Source organism: Pseudomonas sp. N2-3-1-14 (assembly GCF_041228395.1).
GTDB lineage: Bacteria > Pseudomonadota > Gammaproteobacteria > Pseudomonadales > Pseudomonadaceae > Aquipseudomonas.
Window position 1 is genome coordinate 5,389,859 of the sequence record NZ_CP166199.1, and the last position, 20,228, is coordinate 5,410,086.

The window sequence follows — 20,228 nt, forward strand, 5'->3', positions numbered from 1 at the left end:
AGCGGGCGCCGTCTTTCAGATGTGACGAACTTCAACAATCTCGTACTCGATCACGCCACCGGGCGTTTTCACCGCCACCACATCACCCTCTTCCTTGGCAATCAAGGCGCGAGCAAGAGGCGAACCAACCGAGATCTTGCCGAGTTTGAAGTCAGCTTCGTCCTCGCCGACGATGTGGTAAACAACGCGCTCATCCGTCTCGACGTTGGCGATTTCCACGGTGGTACCGAAAATCACTTTGCCGGTATGCGGGATGGTCGTGACGTCGATGATCACCGCGTTCTGCATACGGCCTTCAATGTCACGGATCCGCGCTTCGACCATACCCTGCTGCTCGCGAGCAGCATGGTATTCAGCGTTTTCCTTCAAGTCACCCAGCTCGCGGGCCGTACCGATGTCCTGGCTCAGCTTCGGACGGACGACCTTGGTCAGATGGGCGTGTTCCTCTTCCAGGGCCTTGGCGCCCTGGACGGTCATTGGGTATTTGGTCATGCCTTCAATCCTGCGTGTAGATCCTGCAAGCGACGCACGGTCTTTTCCGGACCGAACTTGAGCGCTTCGCAGATGGCTTCGCCAGCAGCAATGGTGGTGGTGCAGTAGATCTTGTGCTGCAAGGCATTACGACGAATGGAGTAGGAGTCCGCGATCGACTGGCGACCTTCAGTGGTGTTGATGATCAGGGTGACTTCGTCATTCTTGATCATGTCGACCACGTGCGGACGGCCTTCCGTCACCTTGTTCACGCGACGCACTTTCAGGCCGGCAGCTTCGATCAGCTTGGCGGTCCCGGCGGTGGCCACGACTTCAAAGCCCAAGTTGATCAGATCACGGGCCACGCCTGCAACCAGCGGCTTGTCATCATCCCGCACACTGATGAACGCGGTACCGCCGGTCGGCAGCACTTCGCTTGCACCCATCTGGGCTTTGGCGAACGCTTCACCGAAGGTGTCGCCCACGCCCATCACTTCACCGGTGGACTTCATCTCTGGGCCCAGGATCGGGTCCACACCAGGGAATTTGGCGAAGGGGAACACCGCCTCTTTCACGCTGTAGAAGTTAGGAATGATTTCCTTGGTGAAGCCGATTTCCTTCAAGGTCTTACCGGCCATCACACGGGCAGCAATCATCGCCAGAGAAACGCCGATGCACTTGGAAACAAATGGCACGGTACGCGAAGCACGCGGGTTGACTTCGATGACGTAGATGTCTTCGCCTTGCAGCGCCAACTGAACGTTCATCAGGCCGACCACGCCCAACTCCAGGGCCATTTTCTTGACCTGCTCGCGCATCTCGTCCTGGATGTGCGCCGGCAGCGAGTATGGCGGCAACGAGCATGCGGAGTCACCGGAGTGAACGCCCGCCTGTTCGATGTGCTGCATGATCGCGCCGATCACTACGTCGGTGCCGTCGCAGACAGCATCCACATCCATCTCGATGGCGCAGTTGAGGAAGTGGTCCAGCAGCACCGGGCTGTCGTTGGACACTTTCACCGCATCACGCAGGTAACGCTTGAGCTCTTCTTCTTCGTAGACGATTTCCATCGCACGGCCGCCCAATACGTAGGACGGACGCACCACCAGCGGGTAACCGATCTTGCTGGCTGCGCGGATGGCTTCGTCTTCGCTGCGCACGGTGGCGTTAGGCGGCTGACGCAGACTCAAGCGCTCAACCATCTGCTGGAAGCGCTCACGGTCTTCGGCACGGTCGATAGCGTCCGGGCTGGTGCCAATGATCGGCACGCCGGCTGCTTCCAGGGCGCGAGCCAGTTTCAGCGGAGTTTGGCCACCGTACTGGACGATCACGCCTTTTGGCTTCTCGACGCGGCAGATTTCCAGCACGTCTTCCAGGGTGACCGGCTCGAAGTACAGACGGTCGGAAGTGTCGTAGTCAGTGGAAACGGTTTCCGGGTTGCAGTTGACCATGATGGTCTCGTACCCGTCTTCGCGCAGGGCGAGAGCGGCGTGTACGCAGCAGTAGTCGAACTCGATGCCCTGGCCGATACGGTTTGGACCGCCGCCCAGAATAATGATCTTGTCGCGGCCCGACGGTGCGGCTTCGCACTCCTCCTCATAGGTGGAGTACAGGTATGCAGTGTCGGTGGCGAACTCGGCAGCGCAGGTGTCAACGCGCTTGTAGACCGGGAAGATATCCAACTTGTGGCGATGCGTGCGCAGGTTCTTCTCGGTCACACCCAGCAGCTTGGCCAGACGTTGGTCGGAGAAACCTTTGCGCTTGAGGCGGAACATCAGGTCGCGGTCGATGGAGGACAGACCGAGGGTCTTGACCTTCTCTTCTTCCTTGATCAGATCTTCGATCTGCACCAGGAACCACGGGTCGATCATGTTCATGCCGAAGATTTGTTCGACAGTCATGCCGGCGCGGAAAGCATCGGCCACGTACCAGATGCGCTCAGCGCCCGGCACGGTCAGCTCGCGCTTGAGCACGCTCATGCTTTCCGGGTTGCTCAGGTCGAGCTTCTCGTCCAGACCGCAAACACCCACTTCCAGGCCACGCAGGGCTTTCTGCAGGGACTCCTGGAAGGTCCGGCCGATGGCCATGACTTCACCCACAGATTTCATCTGGGTGGTCAGGCGAGCGTCAGCCTTGGCGAACTTCTCGAAGGCAAAACGTGGCAGCTTGGTCACGACGTAGTCGATGGACGGCTCGAAGGATGCCGGCGTAGCGCCACCAGTGATTTCGTTTTGCAACTCGTCCAGGGTGTAACCGATCGCCAGCTTGGCAGCGATACGCGCAATCGGGAAGCCGGTGGCTTTCGATGCCAGCGCCGAAGAACGCGATACACGCGGGTTCATCTCGATCACGACCATACGACCGGTGTCCGGGCAGATGCCGAACTGAACGTTGGAACCGCCGGTTTCAACGCCGATCTCACGCAGTACCGCCAACGAGGCGTTACGCATGATCTGGTATTCCTTGTCCGTCAGGGTCTGTGCCGGAGCAACGGTGATCGAGTCGCCGGTGTGCACGCCCATCGGGTCGAAGTTTTCGATCGAGCAGACGATGATGCAGTTGTCCTTTTTGTCGCGGACAACTTCCATCTCGTACTCTTTCCAGCCGATCAGGGATTCGTCGATCAGCAGCTCTTTGGTCGGCGACAGGTCCAGACCACGGGCGCAGATTTCTTCGAACTCTTCACGGTTGTAGGCAATACCGCCACCGGTGCCGCCCATGGTGAAAGACGGACGGATGATGCACGGGAAGCCCAGCTTCTCGAGGACCGCATTGGCCTCTTCCATGCTATGGGCGATACCGGAACGCGGGCAATCAAGGCCGATGGACTTCATGGCCTTGTCGAAACGCGAGCGGTCTTCAGCCTTGTCGATGGTGTCGGCGTTGGCGCCGATCATCTCTACGCCGAATTTTTCCAGGACGCCTTCGCGCTCCAGGTCCAGGGCGCAGTTCAGTGCGGTCTGGCCGCCCATGGTTGGCAGCAGCGCGTCCGGACGCTCTTTCTCGATGATCTTGGCAACGGTCTGCCACTTGATCGGCTCGATGTAGGTGGCGTCGGCCATGTCCGGGTCGGTCATGATGGTGGCCGGGTTGGAGTTCACCAGGATGACGCGGTAACCCTCTTCGCGCAGGGCTTTACAGGCCTGGGCGCCGGAGTAGTCGAATTCGCAGGCCTGGCCGATCACGATCGGGCCAGCGCCGAGAATCAGGATGCTTTTTATGTCTGTACGTTTTGGCATGGGTTTGTCACTCAAATCCGCAGGTCAGTCGGCAAGCCGTCTTGAACACTCTTTGAAGAGCCTGCGGGGGCCACCGACATTCGGGGCCGCCCGCAGGCCGCTCAGTCAGCGTCGCTTGGCCATCTCATTGATGAAACGGTCGAACAGCGGCGCTACGTCGTTCGGGCCCGGGCTGGCTTCAGGGTGGCCCTGGAAGCTGAACGCGCTCTTGTCGGTGCGCTCGATGCCTTGCAGGGAACCGTCGAACAGCGACTTGTGAATAGCGCGAACGTTAGCCGGCAAAGTCGCTTCATCCACCGCAAAACCATGGTTCTGGCTGGTGATCATCACAACGCCAGTGTCCAGGTCTTGCACAGGGTGGTTGGCGCCGTGGTGGCCGTGACCCATTTTCAGGGTCTTGGCGCCGGAGGCCAGGGCCAGCAGCTGGTGACCGAGGCAGATACCGAATACCGGAATCTCGGTTTCCAGCACTTCCTTGATCGCCTTGATGGCGTAATCGCAAGGCTCGGGGTCACCCGGGCCGTTGGACAGGAACACACCGTCCGGCTGCAGGGCCAGCACGTCGCTGGCCGGGGTTTGCGCCGGCACCACGGTCACGCGGCAACCGCGCTCAACCAGCATGCGCAGGATGTTGTACTTAATCCCGTAGTCGTAGGCGACCACGTGGTATTGCAGGTCGGCAGCGGCGATGGTCTCGTGGCTGTCGGTCTTCAAGTCCCAGACAGTGGAGCGCCACTCGTACTGCTCTTTGGTGCTGACAACTTTCGCCAGGTCCATGCCTTTCAGGCCAGGGAAGCCTTGCGCTGCGGCAATCGCCGCTTCTTCGGAAATATTGTCACCCGCCATGATGCAGCCGTTCTGCGAGCCTTTTTCACGCAGGATGCGTGTCAGGCGGCGCGTGTCGATACCGGCGATTGCCACAACATTGTTGGCTTTCAGGTAATCGGACAGCGACATCGTGTTACGCCAGTTGCTCGCAACCAGCGGCAGGTCACGAATGACCAGGCCAGCCGACCAGACACGATCAGACTCGACGTCTTCCGGTGTAGTACCGGTGTTGCCGATGTGCGGATAGGTCAGGGTAACGATCTGTTGGGCGTAGGAAGGATCGGTAAGGATTTCCTGATAGCCTGTCATGGCAGTGTTAAACACTACCTCTCCAACGGTTTGACCGTCGGCTCCAATGGCTTCGCCGCGAAAAATGCTGCCATCAGCAAGGGCGAGTATGGCTGGCTTAGTCAAGAAGACCTCCCGTAAATAAAGCCTGAAAGGGCGATCGCAGGTTGTAAAAAAGCGGAGTGACGTATGGACACGTCACCCCGCTTCTTCACTGAATTATTCTGCGCGCTTTTAGTGGACACACTAAAGCTGTAGCTTACAGAAAAAGGCTTTTTTGGTCCACCGCTAATGAGCCTTAAAGGCAGGGGAATGCGACAGGAAGTCGCCTAGCGGGTAAAAACGGGGCCTCAGGATAATCCTGAGGCCCCGTTTTAGCTACTGATTAGTGCAGATCCAGCACATCACGCATATCGTACAGCCCCGCTTCACGACCTTCCAACCAAAGGGCGGCACGTACCGCACCCTTGGCGAATGTCATGCGGCTTGAGGCTTTGTGCGTGATCTCAAGGCGCTCGCCTTCGGAGGCGAACAGCACAGTGTGATCACCCACCACATCGCCACCGCGCACAGTGGCAAAACCGATGGTGTCACGCGCACGCGCCCCGGTATGACCTTCACGGCCATACACCGCGACTTTCGACAGATCACGCCCCAGCGCATCGGCGATGGCTTCGCCCATGCGCAATGCGGTACCCGACGGCGCGTCGATCTTGTGGCGATGATGGGTTTCAATGATCTCGATATCCGCCTCATCACCCAGCACACGAGCGGCCAGGTCCAGCAACTTGAGCGACAGGTTCACGCCCACACTGAAATTGGCAGCGAAGACGATTGGAATATCCTTGCCCGCCTCCACCAGCAACTGCTTCTGCTCAGCACTCAAGCCCGTGGTACCGATCACCATGGCTTTGCCCGCCTTGCGGCAGAACGCCAGGTTTTTCAGCATCACCTCCGGCAGGGTGAAATCGATCAGCACGTCGAACTCGTCAGCCACCTGCTCCAGGTTGCCTGACAACGAAACGCCGATGCGCCCCAGCGAGGCCAGCTCACCTGCATCCGCACCGATCAACGTGCTGCCCGGGCGGACAATCGCCGCCGTCAGCCCGGAGGCCGGCGAGCGCTGCTGCACCGCTTCGACCAGCGTCTTGCCCATGCGCCCAGCAGCGCCCATTACGGCTATACGTCGCATACTCACTTCCTTACAGGTCGCCGAAGAAGCGCTTCACGCCATCGAAAAATCCGGTGGTTTTCGGCGAATGGGAGTCATCACCCTCCAACGAACTGCGGAACTCTTCCAGCAGTTCGCGCTGACGACGCCCGAGGTTGACCGGTGTTTCCACCGCCACGCGACACATCAGGTCGCCAGCACCGCCACCGCGTACCGGCGCAACGCCTTTGCCACGAATACGGAACTGTTTGCCGGTCTGCGTACCTTCAGGAATCTTGAGTTTGACCCGACCGTCCAGCGTCGGAATCTCCAACTCGCCACCCAGGGCCGCATCGACAAAGCTGATCGGCACTTCACAGAACAGGTGTTTGCCATCGCGCTGGAAGATCGAGTGCTCGCGCACATTGATCACCACATACAGGTCGCCCGTAGGCCCACCTTGAGTCCCCGCCTCACCTTCGCCCGACAGACGAATGCGATCACCGGTATCGACACCCGCCGGCACTTTCACCGAGAGGGTCTTGTACTCTTCTACGCGGCCTTCGCCATGGCAGGAGTCGCACGGATCGGAAATGATCTTGCCCTGGCCATGGCAACGCGGGCAGGTCTGCTGCACCGAGAAGAAGCCCTGCTGCATACGCACCTGGCCGATACCGCCACAGGTTGGGCACGTGATCGGCGAGGAGCCTTTCTTGGCGCCCGAGCCATCGCACGGCTTGCAATTGACCAGCGTCGGCACACGGATATTGACGCTGGTGCCGCGCACGGCTTCTTCCAGGTTCAGCTCCAGGGTGTAGCGCAAATCGCTGCCACGCTGAGCGCCGCCACGCTGGCCGCCACGGCCACCGCCGAAGAAGTCGCTGAATACGTCGCCGAAAATATCGGAGAAATTCTGACCACCAAAGCCAGCACCGCCGCCGCCCATGCTTGGGTCAACACCCGCATGACCATACTGGTCGTAGGCCGCACGCTTGTTGGGATCAGACAGGCACTCGTAGGCCTCATTGGCCTCTTTGAACAGCTCTTCGGATTCTTTGCTATCCGGATTACGGTCCGGGTGGTGCTTCATCGCCAGGCGACGGTAAGCCTTTTTCAGGTCCGCCTCGCTGGAGCCACGCTCCACACCCAACACTTCGTAATAGTCACGCTTTGCCATAAGTCTTTGCACTCTTAAGGACGTTCGCCAGACCCTCCTGAGCCTTGCCAAACTCGTTGAGCCCCAATACAGGCCCGGACCCAACTCACGTCAATTCAACGATCCTGGTCATAACTGCTTTTAGCCAGGGAGCCGGCCAAAAACGCGGTGACTGTCGCCAGGAAGCAGGAGCATTCCCAGTCACACCGCCAACATCCGAACCTTGTCGCATGTTGTAAAAATTCGCATACCCCAGACACGCCAACGCGGGAGCAAGCTCCCGCGCGGCGACATCCTACCAGTCACCGCTTGATAGCGGTCAACCGGGCGACCAACTTACTTCTGGTCTTTAACTTCTTCGAACTCGGCATCGACAACATCGTCGTGCTTGGCTTCAGGCTCTGCGTGCTGCGCAGCGCCTTCTGCCGGCTGGCCTTGTTCGGCGTACATTTTCTGAGCAACCGGTGCGGAAACTTTCGACAGCTCCTCAACCTTGGCTTCGATGGCAGCCTTGTCGTCGCCTTTGATGGCGGCTTCCAGGGCAACCACAGCTGCTTCGATTGCGGTTTTCTCTTCAGCAGTCACTTTGTCGCCTGCTTCGGAGATCATTTTGCGCGTCGAGTGAACCAGGGCATCGCCTTGGTTACGGGCGCCGGCCAGCTCAGCAAACTTGGCATCTGCATCAGCGTTGGCTTCAGCATCACGAATCATCTGTTGAATTTCTTCATCAGACAGACCGGAGTTGGCCTTGATGGTGATCTTCTGCTCTTTGCCTGTGGCCTTGTCTTTAGCGCCTACGTGCAGAATGCCGTTGGCGTCGATGTCGAAGGTCACTTCAATTTGCGGCACGCCACGTGGTGCTGGTGGAATCTCAGCCAGGTCGAACTTGCCCAGAGACTTGTTCTGCGCCGCTTGCTTACGCTCACCTTGCAGCACGTGAATGGTCACAGCGCCCTGGTTGTCGTCGGCAGTCGAGAACACTTGCGATTTCTTGGTAGGAATCGTGGTGTTTTTCTCGATCAGCGCGGTCATCACGCCACCCATGGTTTCGATACCCAGAGTCAGCGGGCTGACGTCCAGCAGCAGCACGTCTTTCACGTCACCGGCCAGTACCGCACCTTGGATAGCAGCACCCATGGCAACCGCTTCGTCCGGGTTCACGTCCTTACGGGCTTCTTTGCCGAAGAACTCGGTAACCAGTTTCTGAACCAGTGGCATACGGGTCTGACCGCCAACCAGGATCACGTCGTTGATCGAGCCAACGTCGATACCGGAGTCTTTCAGCGCGATGCGGCAAGGCTCGATGGTGCGTTGAACCAGGTCTTCAACCAGTGCTTCCAGCTTGGAACGCGAGATCTTCACGTTCAAGTGCTTAGGACCGGTAGCGTCTGCAGTGATGTACGGCAGGTTCACGTCGGTCGACTGAGCGGAAGACAGCTCGATCTTGGCTTTCTCAGCGGCTTCTTTCAGGCGCTGCATGGCTAGCGGGTCACCCTTGAGGTTCATGCCGCTTTCTTTCTTGAATTCGTCAACGAGGTAGTCGATCAGACGAATGTCAAAGTCTTCGCCGCCCAGGAAGGTGTCGCCGTTGGTGGCCAACACTTCAAACTGGTGCTCGCCGTCAACTTCAGCGATCTCGATCACGGAGACGTCGAAAGTACCGCCACCCAGGTCGTAAACGATCACAGTGTGGTCGCCCTTGGCCTTGTCCATACCGTAAGCCAGAGCCGCTGCGGTAGGTTCGTTGATGATACGTTTTACGTCCAGGCCCGCGATGCGGCCGGCGTCTTTGGTCGCCTGGCGCTGGCTGTCGTTGAAGTAGGCCGGAACGGTGATCACCGCTTCAGTCACTGCTTCACCGAGGTAGTCTTCGGCGGTCTTCTTCATCTTTTTCAAGATTTCAGCCGAGATTTGCGGCGGCGACATTTTCTGGCCGTTTACTTCAACCCAGGCGTCACCGTTGTCAGCCTTGGCGATTTTGTAAGGGACCATCTTGATGTCTTTCTGTACGACTTCTTCGTCGAACTTACGACCGATCAGACGCTTCACCGCGTACAGGGTGTTGTGCGGGTTGGTCACAGCCTGACGCTTGGCCGACTGACCGACGAGGATTTCACCGTCGTTGGCGTATGCAATGATCGACGGCGTGGTACGCGCGCCTTCGGCGTTTTCGATAACTTTAGCAACGCCGTTTTCCAGCACGGAGACGCAGGAGTTGGTAGTCCCCAGGTCGATACCGATAATTTTGCCCATGATTTACTCTCCCGAAACTTTAATTTGGTTGCCGCAGCAGTGGTGGCTAACTGCGGTAGCACTTAAACGCTTGACTTATAGATGGGGCCGTTACGACTGATTTCAAGCCTGCTCATCAATAGAAGGTGCAACAGGTGCAGGAGCCTTGCTCACCACCACCATTGCCGGGCGCAACAAGCGACCGTTGAGCTGATAACCCTTCTGGAACACTTTCAATACGCTGTTGGGCTCCAGGTCATGGCTTTCCTGCATGGCCATGGCTTGGTGATGCTCCGCATTGAACGGCTCGCCGCCTTGCGGATCGATAGCTTCCAGCTGATAACGCTTGAGGGTGTCCTGGAACATTTTCAGCGTCAGCTCAATTCCTTCGCGCATCGGGCGGATGTTTTCATCGTCCGGGTTGGACAGCTCAAGGCCACGCTCCAGGCTATCGATAATCGGCAGCAGGTCATTGGCGAATTTTTCCAACGCGAATTTGTGAGCCTTCTCGACATCCTGCTCGGCACGGCGGCGGACGTTCTGCAGATCGGCGGCAACACGCAAAGACTGATCCTGCGCAGCAGCCAATTGCTCTTCGAGCACTTGCACACGAGTCGCCAGCTCATCACCGGCAGCCGAATTGGCGTCTGGAGTTTGCGTATCCTGCGTCTGTTCGTCAGCCATAGATTTCTCCTTTCAAAATCATGCGCGAACTCAACTCGCGCTTCTGTTCCGGTATATGGGGCCACAATTTCCAGGTTCAAGAGCGCAGGCGTTACCAAAAGTCTTTCGCCTGCTCTGGATCAATTCCTGCGCACTCATTCCTCATTGAGCTAAGAAACTTCTGCACTCAAGCAAATCGAGCTAAGCATCAGGATTGTCAGCCTCAAACAAAACACTGTATAAATAACCAGACCTAACGCCTCGGAGCGGCCGCCATGCTCGTGCACCTGTCTGTACATAACTACGCCATCGTTGAACATCTGGACCTCGAACTGGATCGCGGGATGAGCGTAATCACAGGCGAAACCGGTGCCGGCAAGTCGATCATGCTCGACGCCCTGGGCCTGACGCTTGGCGACCGTGCCGACAGCGGCGTGGTGCGACCCGGTGCGGACAAGGCCGATATCCTGGCGACCTTCGACCTGGCAGACATTCCAGAAGCCGAAACCTGGCTGGCCGAGCGCGACCTTAATAATGAAGGCCCGTGCATCCTGCGCCGGGTCATCACCGCGGAAGGCCGCTCGCGCGGCTACATCAATGGCACGCCCTGCCCTCTTGGCGACTTGAAAGCCCTGGGCGAGCTGCTGATCGATATCCACAGCCAGCACGAACACCAATCCCTGCTGAAAACCGATACCCATCGCCGCCTGCTCGATGAATATGCCGGCGCCACCGACCTGGCCCGACAGGTACAACTTGCCGCCCAGCGCTGGCGTCAGACTCGTCAGGAGCTGGAGCGTCTTTCCAACTCCGGCGACGAGCAGCGCGCTCGCCATCAGTTGCTTAGCTATCAGCTTGAAGAGCTCGAAAGCCTGGGCCTTGGCGAAACCGAGCTGGAGCAGCTCGAGCAGGAGCACAAGAACCTCACCAATGCCGAAACCCTGCTGGGTATCTGTCGCCAAGTGGTGGAGCAGTGCAGCGAAAGTGATTCGGGCAATGTCCTGAACGCATTGACCGCCAGCCTCAATCGACTGTCCAGCGTGAACAACGCGTCCGGTTCGCTGAGTGAAGCCACAACACTGTTGACCAGCGCACAGATCCAGGTCGAAGAGGCCGTGGGCGAACTGAATCGCTTTCTTGATCACTTCGACGCGGACCCAGCGCGCCTGCAGGAAATCGAAGAACGTCTGGACACTATTTACACCCTGGCCCGCAAACATCGAATTCAGCCAACCGAAGTAGCGACGATGCAGCAGAAGTTGCTGGATGAAATCGAAACCTTGAACGCGAATGACGAATCCATTGAGCGCCTCGGTGACGAGCTCGCCTCCTTTGCTCGCCACTACCAGGAGAAAGCTCGCGAATTAAGCGAGCTGCGCCAGCAGGCGGCCACAGGCCTGGCCGCAGCGGTAGAGCAGGAAATTCAGCGCCTCGGCATGCCGGGCGGGCGCTTCACCATCGAACTGCATGCCAACACCAGCAATGAGCTGCAACCCCACGGCCTGGAACAGGTGGAGCTGCTGGTGAGCGCCAACCCCGGTCAGCCGCTCAAGGCGTTGGCGAAAGTGGCGTCTGGCGGCGAGCTGTCGCGAATCAGCCTGGCGATCCAGGTCATTACCGCGCAAACCTCACGAGTACCCACGCTGGTATTCGATGAAGTAGACGTGGGTATCGGCGGGCCGACTGCGGAAATTGTTGGCCAATTGCTGCGCCGCCTGGGCGAACGTGGGCAGGTCTTGACCGTGACCCACTTGCCACAAGTGGCCGCTCAAGGGCATCAGCACCTGTTTGTACATAAAGTACGCGGCAGCGATGCGACCCACACGGCCGTCTCCAAACTGAACAAGTCGGAACGTGTGGAAGAGGTGGCGCGGATGCTGGGCGGGATCGACCTGACCAAAGAGTCTTTGGCCCACGCGAAGAAAATGGTCGTGGCAGCCAAGGCCTAAAACCCGGTTATTTCTTCTATTTAGAAAGCACGAAGGCGACCCTAGGGTCGCCTTCAATCGTTTTGCAGAGCAAATCTGCGTCGATTTTTACTTTTTCTTACGGATGTACAGCACCAGATTATGGTCCACCAAATCGAAACCATGCTCTTCGGCGATAGCCTTCTGGAGCTTCTCGATTTCCGGACTGGTGAACTCGATAACCTCGTTGGTATCCAGGTCAACCATGTGGTCGTGATGACCACCGTCAGCCAATTCGAACACCGCATGACCGCCGTCGAAATTATGACGAACCACCAGCCCTGCGGCTTCAAACTGGGTCAGCACACGGTAAACCGTGGCCAGGCCAACGTCCTCGTTAGACTCCATCAGCGCCTTGTAAACATCCTCGGCACTCATGTGGCGCTGCTCAGCAGAATCGAGCATTTGTAGAATCTTGACTCGTGGCAGAGTCACTTTAAGACCGGCTTTGCGTAGTTCGCTATTTTCAACCATGGTTAGCTTTCTCGCGGATGCTGCTTCGCAGCTTCTCTTAATACGGGTATGATCGGCGTTTACGTTGTCCCAGCCAAGATAGTGGAAGTCGCCCACCGATGCAAAACACCAAGCTCTTGCTAACCAGTTTCACCCTTGTGGGACTGCTCGCACTCGCCGGTTGTTCATTCCCCGGGGTTTACAAAATCGACATCCAGCAGGGCAATGTCGTCACGCAGGACATGATAGACCAGTTACGCCGGGAATGACCCGACGGCAAGTACGGTTTATTATGGGCAACCCCCTGCTGACCGACACTTTTCATGCCGATCGCTGGGATTATCTCTACAGCATCCAGCCTGGTGGCGGTGAACGCCAGCAGGAACGCGTCAGTGTCATTTTCAATGGCAGTGACCAGCTTGTCAGCCTGTCCGGTGACTTCATGCCTGGCGTAAGCCGTGATGAAGCCTTGCTGGGCAAGGACAACGGCACCAATGTGACTGCGCCCGCGCAGGAAGCAGAGAAGCCGAAGTCTGAAGTACCGGCCAAGCCAGGCTCCTTGCTGGATCAGATCCAGAAGGACGTGGACGGCGTGCAAACCGTTCCAGTCCCGACGCCTCAGCCTCTGGACACCGGCCCGCAGTAACTTTGCGGCGCTCGATAAAAAGCCCGGCATGCCGGGCTTTTTGTTGCCTGCCTTTTAGCAGGGGGTCATGAAAATTTCTGCCGGGCTCTCGCCGCCTTGGCCGCGCGCAGCCTGCGCACTTCCTTGGGGTCTGCCAGCAAGGGCCGGTAAATCTCGATACGGTCACCCGGCTGCACAGCGCGCGTATCCGCATCCGCAACTACCTTGCCGAATATGCCCAAAGGGCAATCAGCCAAGACCACTGTTGGAAAGTGCACTGCGATACCCGACGCCTGCACCGCAGCCCTCAGGCTTGTGCCCGCCGGCACCGTGACCGCCAACAAGACCTGGCGGTCTTCGGCGGCATACACCACCTCAATCTCAACCATGCAGTTGCTTGGCCCGCTGGCAGAACGCGTCCACCAGCGTATTGGCCGCCTGGTTGAACAACGGCCCCAACGTTGCCCGCACAATCGGCCCCGCATAATCAAAAGACAGGTCCAGGCTGATCTTGCAGGCCTTGTCAGTCAGCGCCTTGAACACCCATACCCCATGAAGCTGGGTGAACGGCCCCTCTTGCAAATTCATTTCGATGGATTGCCCAGGGACCAACACATTGCGCGTAACAAAATGCTGGCTAAGGCCACCTTTGGCCACACCGACACTGGCAATCATGTGCTCATCACTGCTCTCCAGTACCTCGGCGGTGTTGCACCATGGCAGGAATTCCGGGTAACGCGCCACGTCATTGACCAGGTCATAGAGCGCCTGCGCCGGATAAGGCAATAAAGCCGAACGTTGAATATGCGTCGTCATGTGAGCGTTACTTCCACTGCTGAGGCAAACATCGCGAAAGAACAGCCCAATCCGCGAGAGAAAAAAACCAAAGAACTGCCGGTATTGTCCGGGATTCGTCCAACACGCTCAAGCACGTAGGTTGACCGTAGCCGACACGCTCGCAACTCCCTATAATGCCGCCCCTATGGCTAAACAAAAGAAACACCCCACAGGGACCATCGCGCAAAATAAAAAGGCGCGACACGATTACTTCATCGAACATCGGTTCGAGGCTGGTCTGGTCCTGGCCGGCTGGGAAGTAAAAAGTCTGCGCGCCAGCAAGCTGCAACTGGTCGACAGCTACGTATTGCTCAAGGATGGCGAGGCATGGCTGCTGGGCAGTCATATCACCCCGCTGACCACCGCGAGCACCCACGTGATTGCTGACCCGGTGCGCACGCGCAAGCTGTTGCTCAACGCCCGCGAACTCGAAAAGCTCGCCGCCGCTGTACAGCAGAAGGGCTATGCCTGCATCTGCCTGTCGTGGTACTGGAGCAAGCACCTGGTCAAGTGCGAGATCGCATTGGGCAAGGGTAAAAAGGAATACGACAAGCGCGATACCGAGCGCGAGCGCGACTCCAATCGTGAGCTGCATCGCGCCGTACGTAACAAGGGCAAGGAAGAATAATCCTTGTGACGATGTAGCCCTGGGTGACTCACCCGGGCTACAGGCCTTTACGTCGCTCCGCCCGCGCCACGCGCTGGACCTCCTGACGCACCTCCTCCAACACCTCCTGCACATACAGCAGATGGTGTGTTGAAACTTCACGCGCCTGTTCGGCCCGCCCCTCGATAATCGCCAGGTACAAATCCCGGTGCTGACTGATCAGCATGTCGCGGGTTTCCGTACGCTGTTGATACATGCCACCGATGTTGGTCACCACGTTGCGCTTGAGCAGATCAAACAAGCCGCGGATGGTGTGCAGCAACACCGCATTATGGCTGGCCTCGGCGATAGCCAAGTGAAACCTCGCATCCGCCGCGCCCTCCTCCACCCGACTCACTTCATCAACGCGCGTGTAGCAATCCTGTAATGCCTCAAACGCTGCGGTCAGCCGCTCACGATCGACTTCGGTGGCGCGCTGCGCGGCGTAATAAGCACACGATGCTTCAAGCGTCTGGCGAAACTCCAGCAAATCCCGCTGGGCCTCGGGGTTATTTTCCAGCAGGTGCAGCAGCGGGTCGCTGAACGTCGACCCCAGGGAATCCGCCACATAGTTGCCGCCACCCTGGCGGCTGACCAGCAACCCCTTGGCCGCCAGCTTCTGGATCGCCTCGCGCAACGATGGGCGCGACACGCCAAATTGCTCAGCCAACGCGCGCTCGGCCGGCAAGCGCTCGCCCGACTTCAACGTGCCCTCGAGGATCATGCCCTCAAGCTGCTCGACGATATCGTCAGACAAACGGCGCTGACGCACCTGATCAAACCCCATAACTCACTCTCCACAATCCCGACCACTCGCCGGGCCCTCTATTCTGGCCTATCGCCGCGCTTGCGGCACCTATCAGAACGCCCTCGATTTACCCGAGCAGAACCTCTGCGCCGCCCAGCTACGACCAAAGTTTCGCGAGCGGCAAATTGACACACCCCATCCCAGGCTTTTACTCTAGCCAACAGCAACTGTAAATTGGTATTACCAATTATCCACGCTGACCTAACAACAACAATCAGGGGCCACCCCATATGCAAACCTGGCAACAGCTCTACAGCCCGCTCGGCAGCCTCGGCCTGTCCGCATTGGCCGCCGTCATTCCAATCGTATTTTTCTTCCTCGCCCTGGCCGTGTTTCGCCTCAAAGGCCACGTCGCCGGGAGCATCACCTTGGGGCTGTCGATCTTGGTGGCTATCTTTGCCTTCCAGATGCCCGTGGACATGGCACTGGCCGCCGCCGGTTATGGCTTTGCCTACGGCCTGTGGCCTATCGCGTGGATCATCGTCGCGGCCGTGTTCCTCTACAAACTGACGGTCAAGAGCGGCCAGTTCGAGATCATCCGCAGCTCAGTGCTGTCGATTACCGACGACCAGCGCCTGCAAGTGCTGCTGATCGGTTTCTGCTTCGGCGCGTTCCTCGAAGGCGCGGCCGGCTTCGGCGCACCTGTGGCGATCACCGCCGCCCTGCTGGTCGGCCTGGGTTTCAACCCGTTGTACGCCGCCGGTCTGTGCCTGATCGCGAACACGGCGCCGGTGGCCTTCGGCGCGCTAGGTATTCCGATCATCGTCGCAGGCCAGGTCACCGGCATTGACGCATTCAAGATCGGCGCCATGACCGGCCGCCAGCTGCCCCTGCTGTCGCTGTTCGTGCCGTTCTGGCTGGTGTTCATGATGGACGGCCTGCGTGGCGTTCGTGAAACCTGGCCGGCCGCCTTGGTGGCAGGCCTGAGCTTTGCCGTTACCCAATATTTCACTTCCAACTTCATCGGCCCGGAGCTGCCGGACATCACTTCCGCGCTGGCCGCCCTCATAGCCCTGACCTTGTTCCTGAAAGTCTGGCAGCCCAAGCGCACCGCGGGCGCGCAGATTGCCGGCGCGACGTCCAGCGCCGCAGTTACCGCCAGTGCCGGCGGCTTCGGCCAACCACGCCAAACGGTCGCTTCGCCCTACAGCCTGGGGCAGATTTTCAAAGCCTGGTCGCCGTTCCTGATCCTGACCATCCTGGTCACCATTTGGACCCTCAAACCTTTCAAGGCAATGTTCGCGGCGGGCGGTTCGATGTACAGCTGGGTCTTCAACTTCGCGATCCCGCACCTGGACCAGTTGGTGATCAAGGTCGCCCCGATCGTCACCACCCCAACAGCGATTCCAGCCGTGTTCAAACTGGACCCCATTTCAGCCACCGGCACGGCGATTTTCTTCTCCGCACTCATGTCGATGCTGGTGCTCAAGATCAACGCAAAAACTGGTCTTACCACTTTAAAAGAGACCTTCTACGAGCTGCGCTGGCCGATCCTCTCGATTGGCATGGTGCTAGCGTTTGCCTTCGTCACCAACTACTCCGGCATGTCCTCGACCATGGCACTGGTGCTGGCCGGAACCGGTGCCGCATTCCCGTTTTTCTCGCCGTTCCTTGGCTGGCTGGGCGTTTTTCTGACAGGCTCTGACACATCGTCCAATGCCCTGTTCAGCTCGCTGCAAGCCACCACTGCTCACCAGATCGGCGTCAACGACGTGCTATTGGTTGCCGCCAATACCAGCGGCGGCGTGACCGGCAAGATGATCTCGCCGCAGTCGATCGCCGTCGCCTGCGCCGCCACCGGCCTGGTGGGCAAGGAATCCGATCTGTTCCGCTTTACCCTCAAGCACAGCCTGTTTTTTGCCACCATCGTCGGGCTGATCACGCTGGCGCAGGCCTACTGGTTCACCGGTATGCTGGTGCACTGAAACCTGCACGTAATAGGGTAAGAATCGACGCCGGACACGCATGCCGGCGTCAGCTATTTCTGGAGGACCGATGAGCCTGCCTGCTGCTTTCCTGAGCGACGCCGCACAACTGATCCCGAAAGATCGTCGCTTCGACGATCCACTTTCCACCCTGGCCTTCGGCACCGACGCCAGCTTTTACCGACTAATCCCACAGCTGGTGATTCGCGTGGAGTCGGAAGACGAAGTAGTTGCACTGCTGCAATTGGCTCAGCGTGACCGCGTACCCGTGACCTTCCGCGCGGCGGGCACCAGCCTGTCAGGCCAAGCCATCAGCGACTCGGTGCTGATCGTGCTGGGTGACAACTGGAACGGTCGCGAGATTCGTGGGCAAGGCACACAGATCCGCCTGCAACCCGGCGTGATTGGCGCGCAGGCCAATGCGTGGCTTGCGCCGTTCGGACGCAAGATTGGCCCGGACCCCGCGTCGATCAATGCCTGCAAAATTGGCGGCATCGTCGCCAACAATGCCAGCGGCATGTGCTGCGGTACCGCGCAGAACACCTATCACACCCTGGCTGGCATCCGGCTGGTACTGGCCGATGGCAGCCGCCTGGATACCGAAGATGCGGTGAGCGTCGCGGCTTTTCGCAACCAACATGGCAAGCTGCTGGAACGCCTGGCGACGATGGGACGTGAGACGCGGGCAAACGCTGAACTGGCGGCCAAAATCCGCCACAAATACCGTCTGAAAAATACCACCGGCCTGTCACTCAATGCCTTGGTGGATTTCGACGAGCCACTGGATATCCTCAGCCACTTGCTGGTGGGTTCCGAAGGCACCCTGGGTTTTATCAGCGCGGTGACTTACCACACGGTGATCGATCACCCGCACAAAGCTTCGGCGCTGATCGTGTTCCCGGATGTCGAAACCTGCTGCAACGCGGTGACGGTGCTGAAAACCCAGCCGGTCTCGGCCGTCGAGTTGCTGGACCGGCGCAGCATGCGTTCGGTACAGGACAAACCGGGCATGCCTGCTTTCGTACAGCAGTTATCGGAAAATGCCTGTGCGCTACTGATCGAATCCCGCGCCGCGTCGCCGTCGTTGCTACACGAGCAGCTGTCGCTGATCATGGCGTCCCTGGCACCTTTCCCTGTGGAAAAACAGGTCGACTTCACCGAGGACCCAGTCGAAAACGCACGGCTGTGGGCCATCCGCAAAGACACCTTCCCCGCCGTGGGTGCTGTACGTAAAACCGGCACCACCGTAATCATCGAAGACGTGACCTTCCCGGTCGAGCAACTGGCCATCGGCGTGAATCGCTTGATCGAGTTGTTCGACAAACATCGCTACGACGAAGCCATCCTTTTCGGACATGCCCTGGAAGGTAATCTGCACTTTGTGTTCACCCAAGGCTTCAACAGCACAGAAGAAATCGCACGCTATCAAGGGTTCATGGACGACGTCGCGCAACTGGTGGCAGTGGAGTTTGGTGGCTCGCTGAAAGCCGAACACGGCACTGGCCGTAATATGGCGCCGTTCGTTGAGCTGGAATGGGGCAGCGATGCGTATCAGTTGATGTGGCAGCTCAAACGCCTGCTCGACCCCAACGGCATTCTCAACCCCGACGTGGTGCTCAGCCAAGACCCGCACATTCACCTCAAACACCTCAAGCCATTGCCTGCGGCCGACGAGATTGTGGATAAGTGCATCGAGTGCGGATTCTGCGAGCCGGTATGCCCCTCGAAAGGCCTGACCTTGAGCCCGCGCCAGCGCATTGTGATCTGGCGCGATATCCAGGCGAAGAAACGCGCGGGTGCAGACACCACCGAGTTGGAAGCGGCTTACCACTACCAAGGCATCGACACCTGCGCCGCCACCGGGTTATGCGCTCAACGCTGCCCTGTAGGCATCAATACCGGCGACCTGGTGAAAAAGCTGCGCGCCCGTGACGCTGACAGTCAGAAAACCGCCGAATGGCTTGCCAGCCATTTCGCCACGGCACTGCAAGGTGCGCGCTTTACCCTGCATGTCGCCAACGGCGCGCGCATGCTCTTGGGCGCGCCTCGCCTGGCCAAACTGTCCGCCACGGTGACCAAGCTGTCCAAGGGGCAAATCCCGCAGTGGAGCAGCGCCATGCCTCAGCCGGAAAAAGCCATTCGCTTCAGCCCGGCCGTGACGGATGAGCGACCGCGCGTGGTCTACCTGGCAGCCTGCGTCTCACGCGCCATGGGCCCGGCGGCGGGTGATAAAGAGCAGATGTCGCTGTACGAAAAGACCCGAGGGCTGCTGGAAAAAGCCGGTTACCAGGTAGTCTTTCCCGACAATCAGGACAGCCTGTGCTGCGGCCAGCCTTTCGCCTCCAAAGGCTATGCCGAACAAGCCGAGCACAAACGCCAGGAACTGATCGGCGCCCTGCTCCACGCCAGCCGCGGCGGCCTCGACCCGATCTATTGCGACACCAGCCCCTGCACCCTGCGCCTGGTACAAGACCTGGGCGAAACACGCCTGGACCTCTACGACCCGGTGCGTTTTATCCGCACCCACCTGATGGACCGTCTCGACTTCACGCCGCAGGAGGCGCCCATCGCCGTGCACGTCACCTGCAGCACTCAGCACCTGGGCGAGAGCCAGGCGTTGATTGATCTTGCGCGACGCTGCTCAAAAAACGTGGTGATCCCGGAAGGCATCCATTGCTGCGGTTTTGCCGGCGACAAAGGCTTTACCACGCCCGAGCTCAACGCCCACTCACTGCGGTCGCTCAAGGACGCCGTGCAACATTGCAGCGAAGGCATTTCCACCAGCCGCACCTGCGAGATCGGCCTGAGCCAGCATGGAGGCATTGATTATCACGGGTTGGTGTACCTGGTGGACCGGGTAACGCAAGCTCGAGCGCATTAAATGGCCACTAAACCGAACGCCTGTGCGTCTGCGTAGTCATTTGAATAGGCCTCGGCGTA

15 protein-coding genes and 1 pseudogene are annotated in these 20,228 nt (G+C 58.9%); 5 read left to right on the top strand and 11 right to left on the bottom strand.

Annotated features, from left to right (window positions below; genetic code table 11):
• Positions 1 to 15: 15 nt before the first annotated feature.
• From greA to grpE, 7 genes are all read right to left on the bottom strand, one after another.
• Entirely contained in the window at positions 16 to 492 is a 477-nt protein-coding gene (greA, locus tag AB5I78_RS24970; RefSeq protein ID WP_083356716.1) for a transcription elongation factor GreA, read from the bottom strand.
• Positions 489 to 3,710 carry a carbamoyl-phosphate synthase large subunit gene (gene carB, locus AB5I78_RS24975; protein ID WP_145162157.1) on the bottom strand — a complete coding sequence of 1,074 codons (3,222 nt, stop codon included), beginning with the start codon at positions 3,708 to 3,710 and terminating at the stop codon, positions 489 to 491. Before carB ends, greA begins: the two co-directional genes overlap by 4 nt.
• Positions 3,711 to 3,815: 105 nt before the next feature.
• On the bottom strand, positions 3,816 to 4,952 hold the full coding sequence (gene carA, locus AB5I78_RS24980) for a glutamine-hydrolyzing carbamoyl-phosphate synthase small subunit (RefSeq protein WP_124418491.1): 1,137 nt from the start codon (positions 4,950 to 4,952) through the stop codon (positions 3,816 to 3,818).
• A 259-nt stretch (positions 4,953 to 5,211) separates the two neighbouring features.
• On the bottom strand, positions 5,212 to 6,018 hold the full coding sequence (gene dapB / locus AB5I78_RS24985) for a 4-hydroxy-tetrahydrodipicolinate reductase (protein WP_145162164.1): 807 nt from the start codon (positions 6,016 to 6,018) through the stop codon (positions 5,212 to 5,214).
• 10 nt (positions 6,019 to 6,028) lie between these two features.
• Positions 6,029 to 7,153 carry a molecular chaperone DnaJ gene (gene dnaJ, locus AB5I78_RS24990; protein ID WP_119741042.1) on the bottom strand — a complete coding sequence of 375 codons (1,125 nt, stop codon included), beginning with the start codon at positions 7,151 to 7,153 and terminating at the stop codon, positions 6,029 to 6,031.
• Positions 7,154 to 7,468: 315 nt separating this feature from the next.
• The gene (dnaK, locus tag AB5I78_RS24995; protein WP_106579264.1) at positions 7,469 to 9,385 is read right to left on the bottom strand and encodes a molecular chaperone DnaK; all 1,917 of its coding nucleotides are present in this window, start codon (positions 9,383 to 9,385) and stop codon (positions 7,469 to 7,471) included.
• Positions 9,386 to 9,487: 102 nt separating this feature from the next.
• On the bottom strand, positions 9,488 to 10,048 hold the full coding sequence (grpE, locus tag AB5I78_RS25000) for a nucleotide exchange factor GrpE (RefSeq protein WP_017139264.1): 561 nt from the start codon (positions 10,046 to 10,048) through the stop codon (positions 9,488 to 9,490).
• Between the two features lie 254 nt (positions 10,049 to 10,302).
• Here grpE and recN point away from each other — a divergent pair, with 254 nt between their 5' ends.
• Positions 10,303 to 11,976, top strand: a complete 1,674-nt coding sequence (recN, locus tag AB5I78_RS25005; RefSeq protein WP_242200396.1) for a DNA repair protein RecN — start codon at positions 10,303 to 10,305, stop codon at positions 11,974 to 11,976.
• An 87-nt stretch (positions 11,977 to 12,063) separates the two neighbouring features.
• On the opposite strand, the gene fur is transcribed toward recN, so the two are convergent.
• Positions 12,064 to 12,468 carry a ferric iron uptake transcriptional regulator gene (gene fur / locus AB5I78_RS25010; RefSeq protein WP_024077449.1) on the bottom strand — a complete coding sequence of 135 codons (405 nt, stop codon included), beginning with the start codon at positions 12,466 to 12,468 and terminating at the stop codon, positions 12,064 to 12,066.
• A gap of 98 nt (positions 12,469 to 12,566) precedes the next feature.
• On the opposite strand from fur, the pseudogene AB5I78_RS25015 reads away from it, so the two are divergent.
• A pseudogene (locus tag AB5I78_RS25015) lies at positions 12,567 to 13,093 on the top strand (outer membrane protein assembly factor BamE).
• Between the two features lie 65 nt (positions 13,094 to 13,158).
• Here the strand turns inward: AB5I78_RS25015 and AB5I78_RS25020 are convergent.
• Both AB5I78_RS25020 and AB5I78_RS25025 read right to left on the bottom strand, forming a co-directional pair.
• Complete coding sequence (locus AB5I78_RS25020; protein ID WP_369302494.1) at positions 13,159 to 13,461, bottom strand: RnfH family protein; 303 nt, start codon at positions 13,459 to 13,461, stop codon at positions 13,159 to 13,161.
• Positions 13,454 to 13,888 (bottom strand): type II toxin-antitoxin system RatA family toxin, encoded by a 435-nt coding sequence (locus AB5I78_RS25025; RefSeq protein WP_369302493.1) that lies wholly within the window; start codon positions 13,886 to 13,888, stop codon positions 13,454 to 13,456. Before AB5I78_RS25025 ends, AB5I78_RS25020 begins: the two co-directional genes overlap by 8 nt.
• A gap of 166 nt (positions 13,889 to 14,054) precedes the next feature.
• Here AB5I78_RS25025 and smpB point away from each other — a divergent pair, with 166 nt between their 5' ends.
• Positions 14,055 to 14,537, top strand: coding sequence for an SsrA-binding protein SmpB (gene smpB, locus AB5I78_RS25030; protein WP_003176160.1), 483 nt, complete (start codon positions 14,055 to 14,057; stop codon positions 14,535 to 14,537).
• Between the two features lie 37 nt (positions 14,538 to 14,574).
• On the opposite strand, the gene AB5I78_RS25035 is transcribed toward smpB, so the two are convergent.
• A complete protein-coding gene (locus tag AB5I78_RS25035) occupies positions 14,575 to 15,342 on the bottom strand; it encodes an FCD domain-containing protein (protein WP_369302492.1) in 768 nt (255 codons plus the stop codon).
• Between the two features lie 251 nt (positions 15,343 to 15,593).
• On the opposite strand from AB5I78_RS25035, the gene AB5I78_RS25040 reads away from it, so the two are divergent.
• Together AB5I78_RS25040 and AB5I78_RS25045 are read left to right on the top strand one after the other, a co-directional pair.
• Positions 15,594 to 17,288: a lactate permease LctP family transporter gene (locus AB5I78_RS25040; RefSeq protein WP_369302491.1), complete on the top strand. Its 1,695-nt coding sequence runs from the start codon at positions 15,594 to 15,596 to the stop codon at positions 17,286 to 17,288.
• Between the two features lie 70 nt (positions 17,289 to 17,358).
• Positions 17,359 to 20,169 carry an FAD-binding and (Fe-S)-binding domain-containing protein gene (locus AB5I78_RS25045; protein ID WP_369302490.1) on the top strand — a complete coding sequence of 937 codons (2,811 nt, stop codon included), beginning with the start codon at positions 17,359 to 17,361 and terminating at the stop codon, positions 20,167 to 20,169.
• Positions 20,170 to 20,228: the final 59 nt, after the last annotated feature.

Coding starts and splice junctions, on each gene's coding strand:
- recN (WP_242200396.1), top strand. CDS start 10,303: ATGCTCGTGCACCTGTCTGTACATAACTACGCCATCGTTGAACATCTG.
- grpE (WP_017139264.1), bottom strand. CDS start 10,048: ATGGCTGACGAACAGACGCAGGATACGCAAACTCCAGACGCCAATTCG.
- AB5I78_RS25020 (WP_369302494.1), bottom strand. CDS start 13,461: ATGGTTGAGATTGAGGTGGTGTATGCCGCCGAAGACCGCCAGGTCTTG.
- AB5I78_RS25025 (WP_369302493.1), bottom strand. CDS start 13,888: ATGACGACGCATATTCAACGTTCGGCTTTATTGCCTTATCCGGCGCAG.
- dnaK (WP_106579264.1), bottom strand. CDS start 9,385: ATGGGCAAAATTATCGGTATCGACCTGGGGACTACCAACTCCTGCGTC.
- fur (WP_024077449.1), bottom strand. CDS start 12,468: ATGGTTGAAAATAGCGAACTACGCAAAGCCGGTCTTAAAGTGACTCTG.
- dnaJ (WP_119741042.1), bottom strand. CDS start 7,153: ATGGCAAAGCGTGACTATTACGAAGTGTTGGGTGTGGAGCGTGGCTCC.
- AB5I78_RS25040 (WP_369302491.1), top strand. CDS start 15,594: ATGCAAACCTGGCAACAGCTCTACAGCCCGCTCGGCAGCCTCGGCCTG.
- smpB (WP_003176160.1), top strand. CDS start 14,055: ATGGCTAAACAAAAGAAACACCCCACAGGGACCATCGCGCAAAATAAA.
- AB5I78_RS25035 (WP_369302492.1), bottom strand. CDS start 15,342: ATGGGGTTTGATCAGGTGCGTCAGCGCCGTTTGTCTGACGATATCGTC.
- AB5I78_RS25045 (WP_369302490.1), top strand. CDS start 17,359: ATGAGCCTGCCTGCTGCTTTCCTGAGCGACGCCGCACAACTGATCCCG.
- carB (WP_145162157.1), bottom strand. CDS start 3,710: ATGCCAAAACGTACAGACATAAAAAGCATCCTGATTCTCGGCGCTGGC.
- greA (WP_083356716.1), bottom strand. CDS start 492: ATGACCAAATACCCAATGACCGTCCAGGGCGCCAAGGCCCTGGAAGAG.
- dapB (WP_145162164.1), bottom strand. CDS start 6,018: ATGCGACGTATAGCCGTAATGGGCGCTGCTGGGCGCATGGGCAAGACG.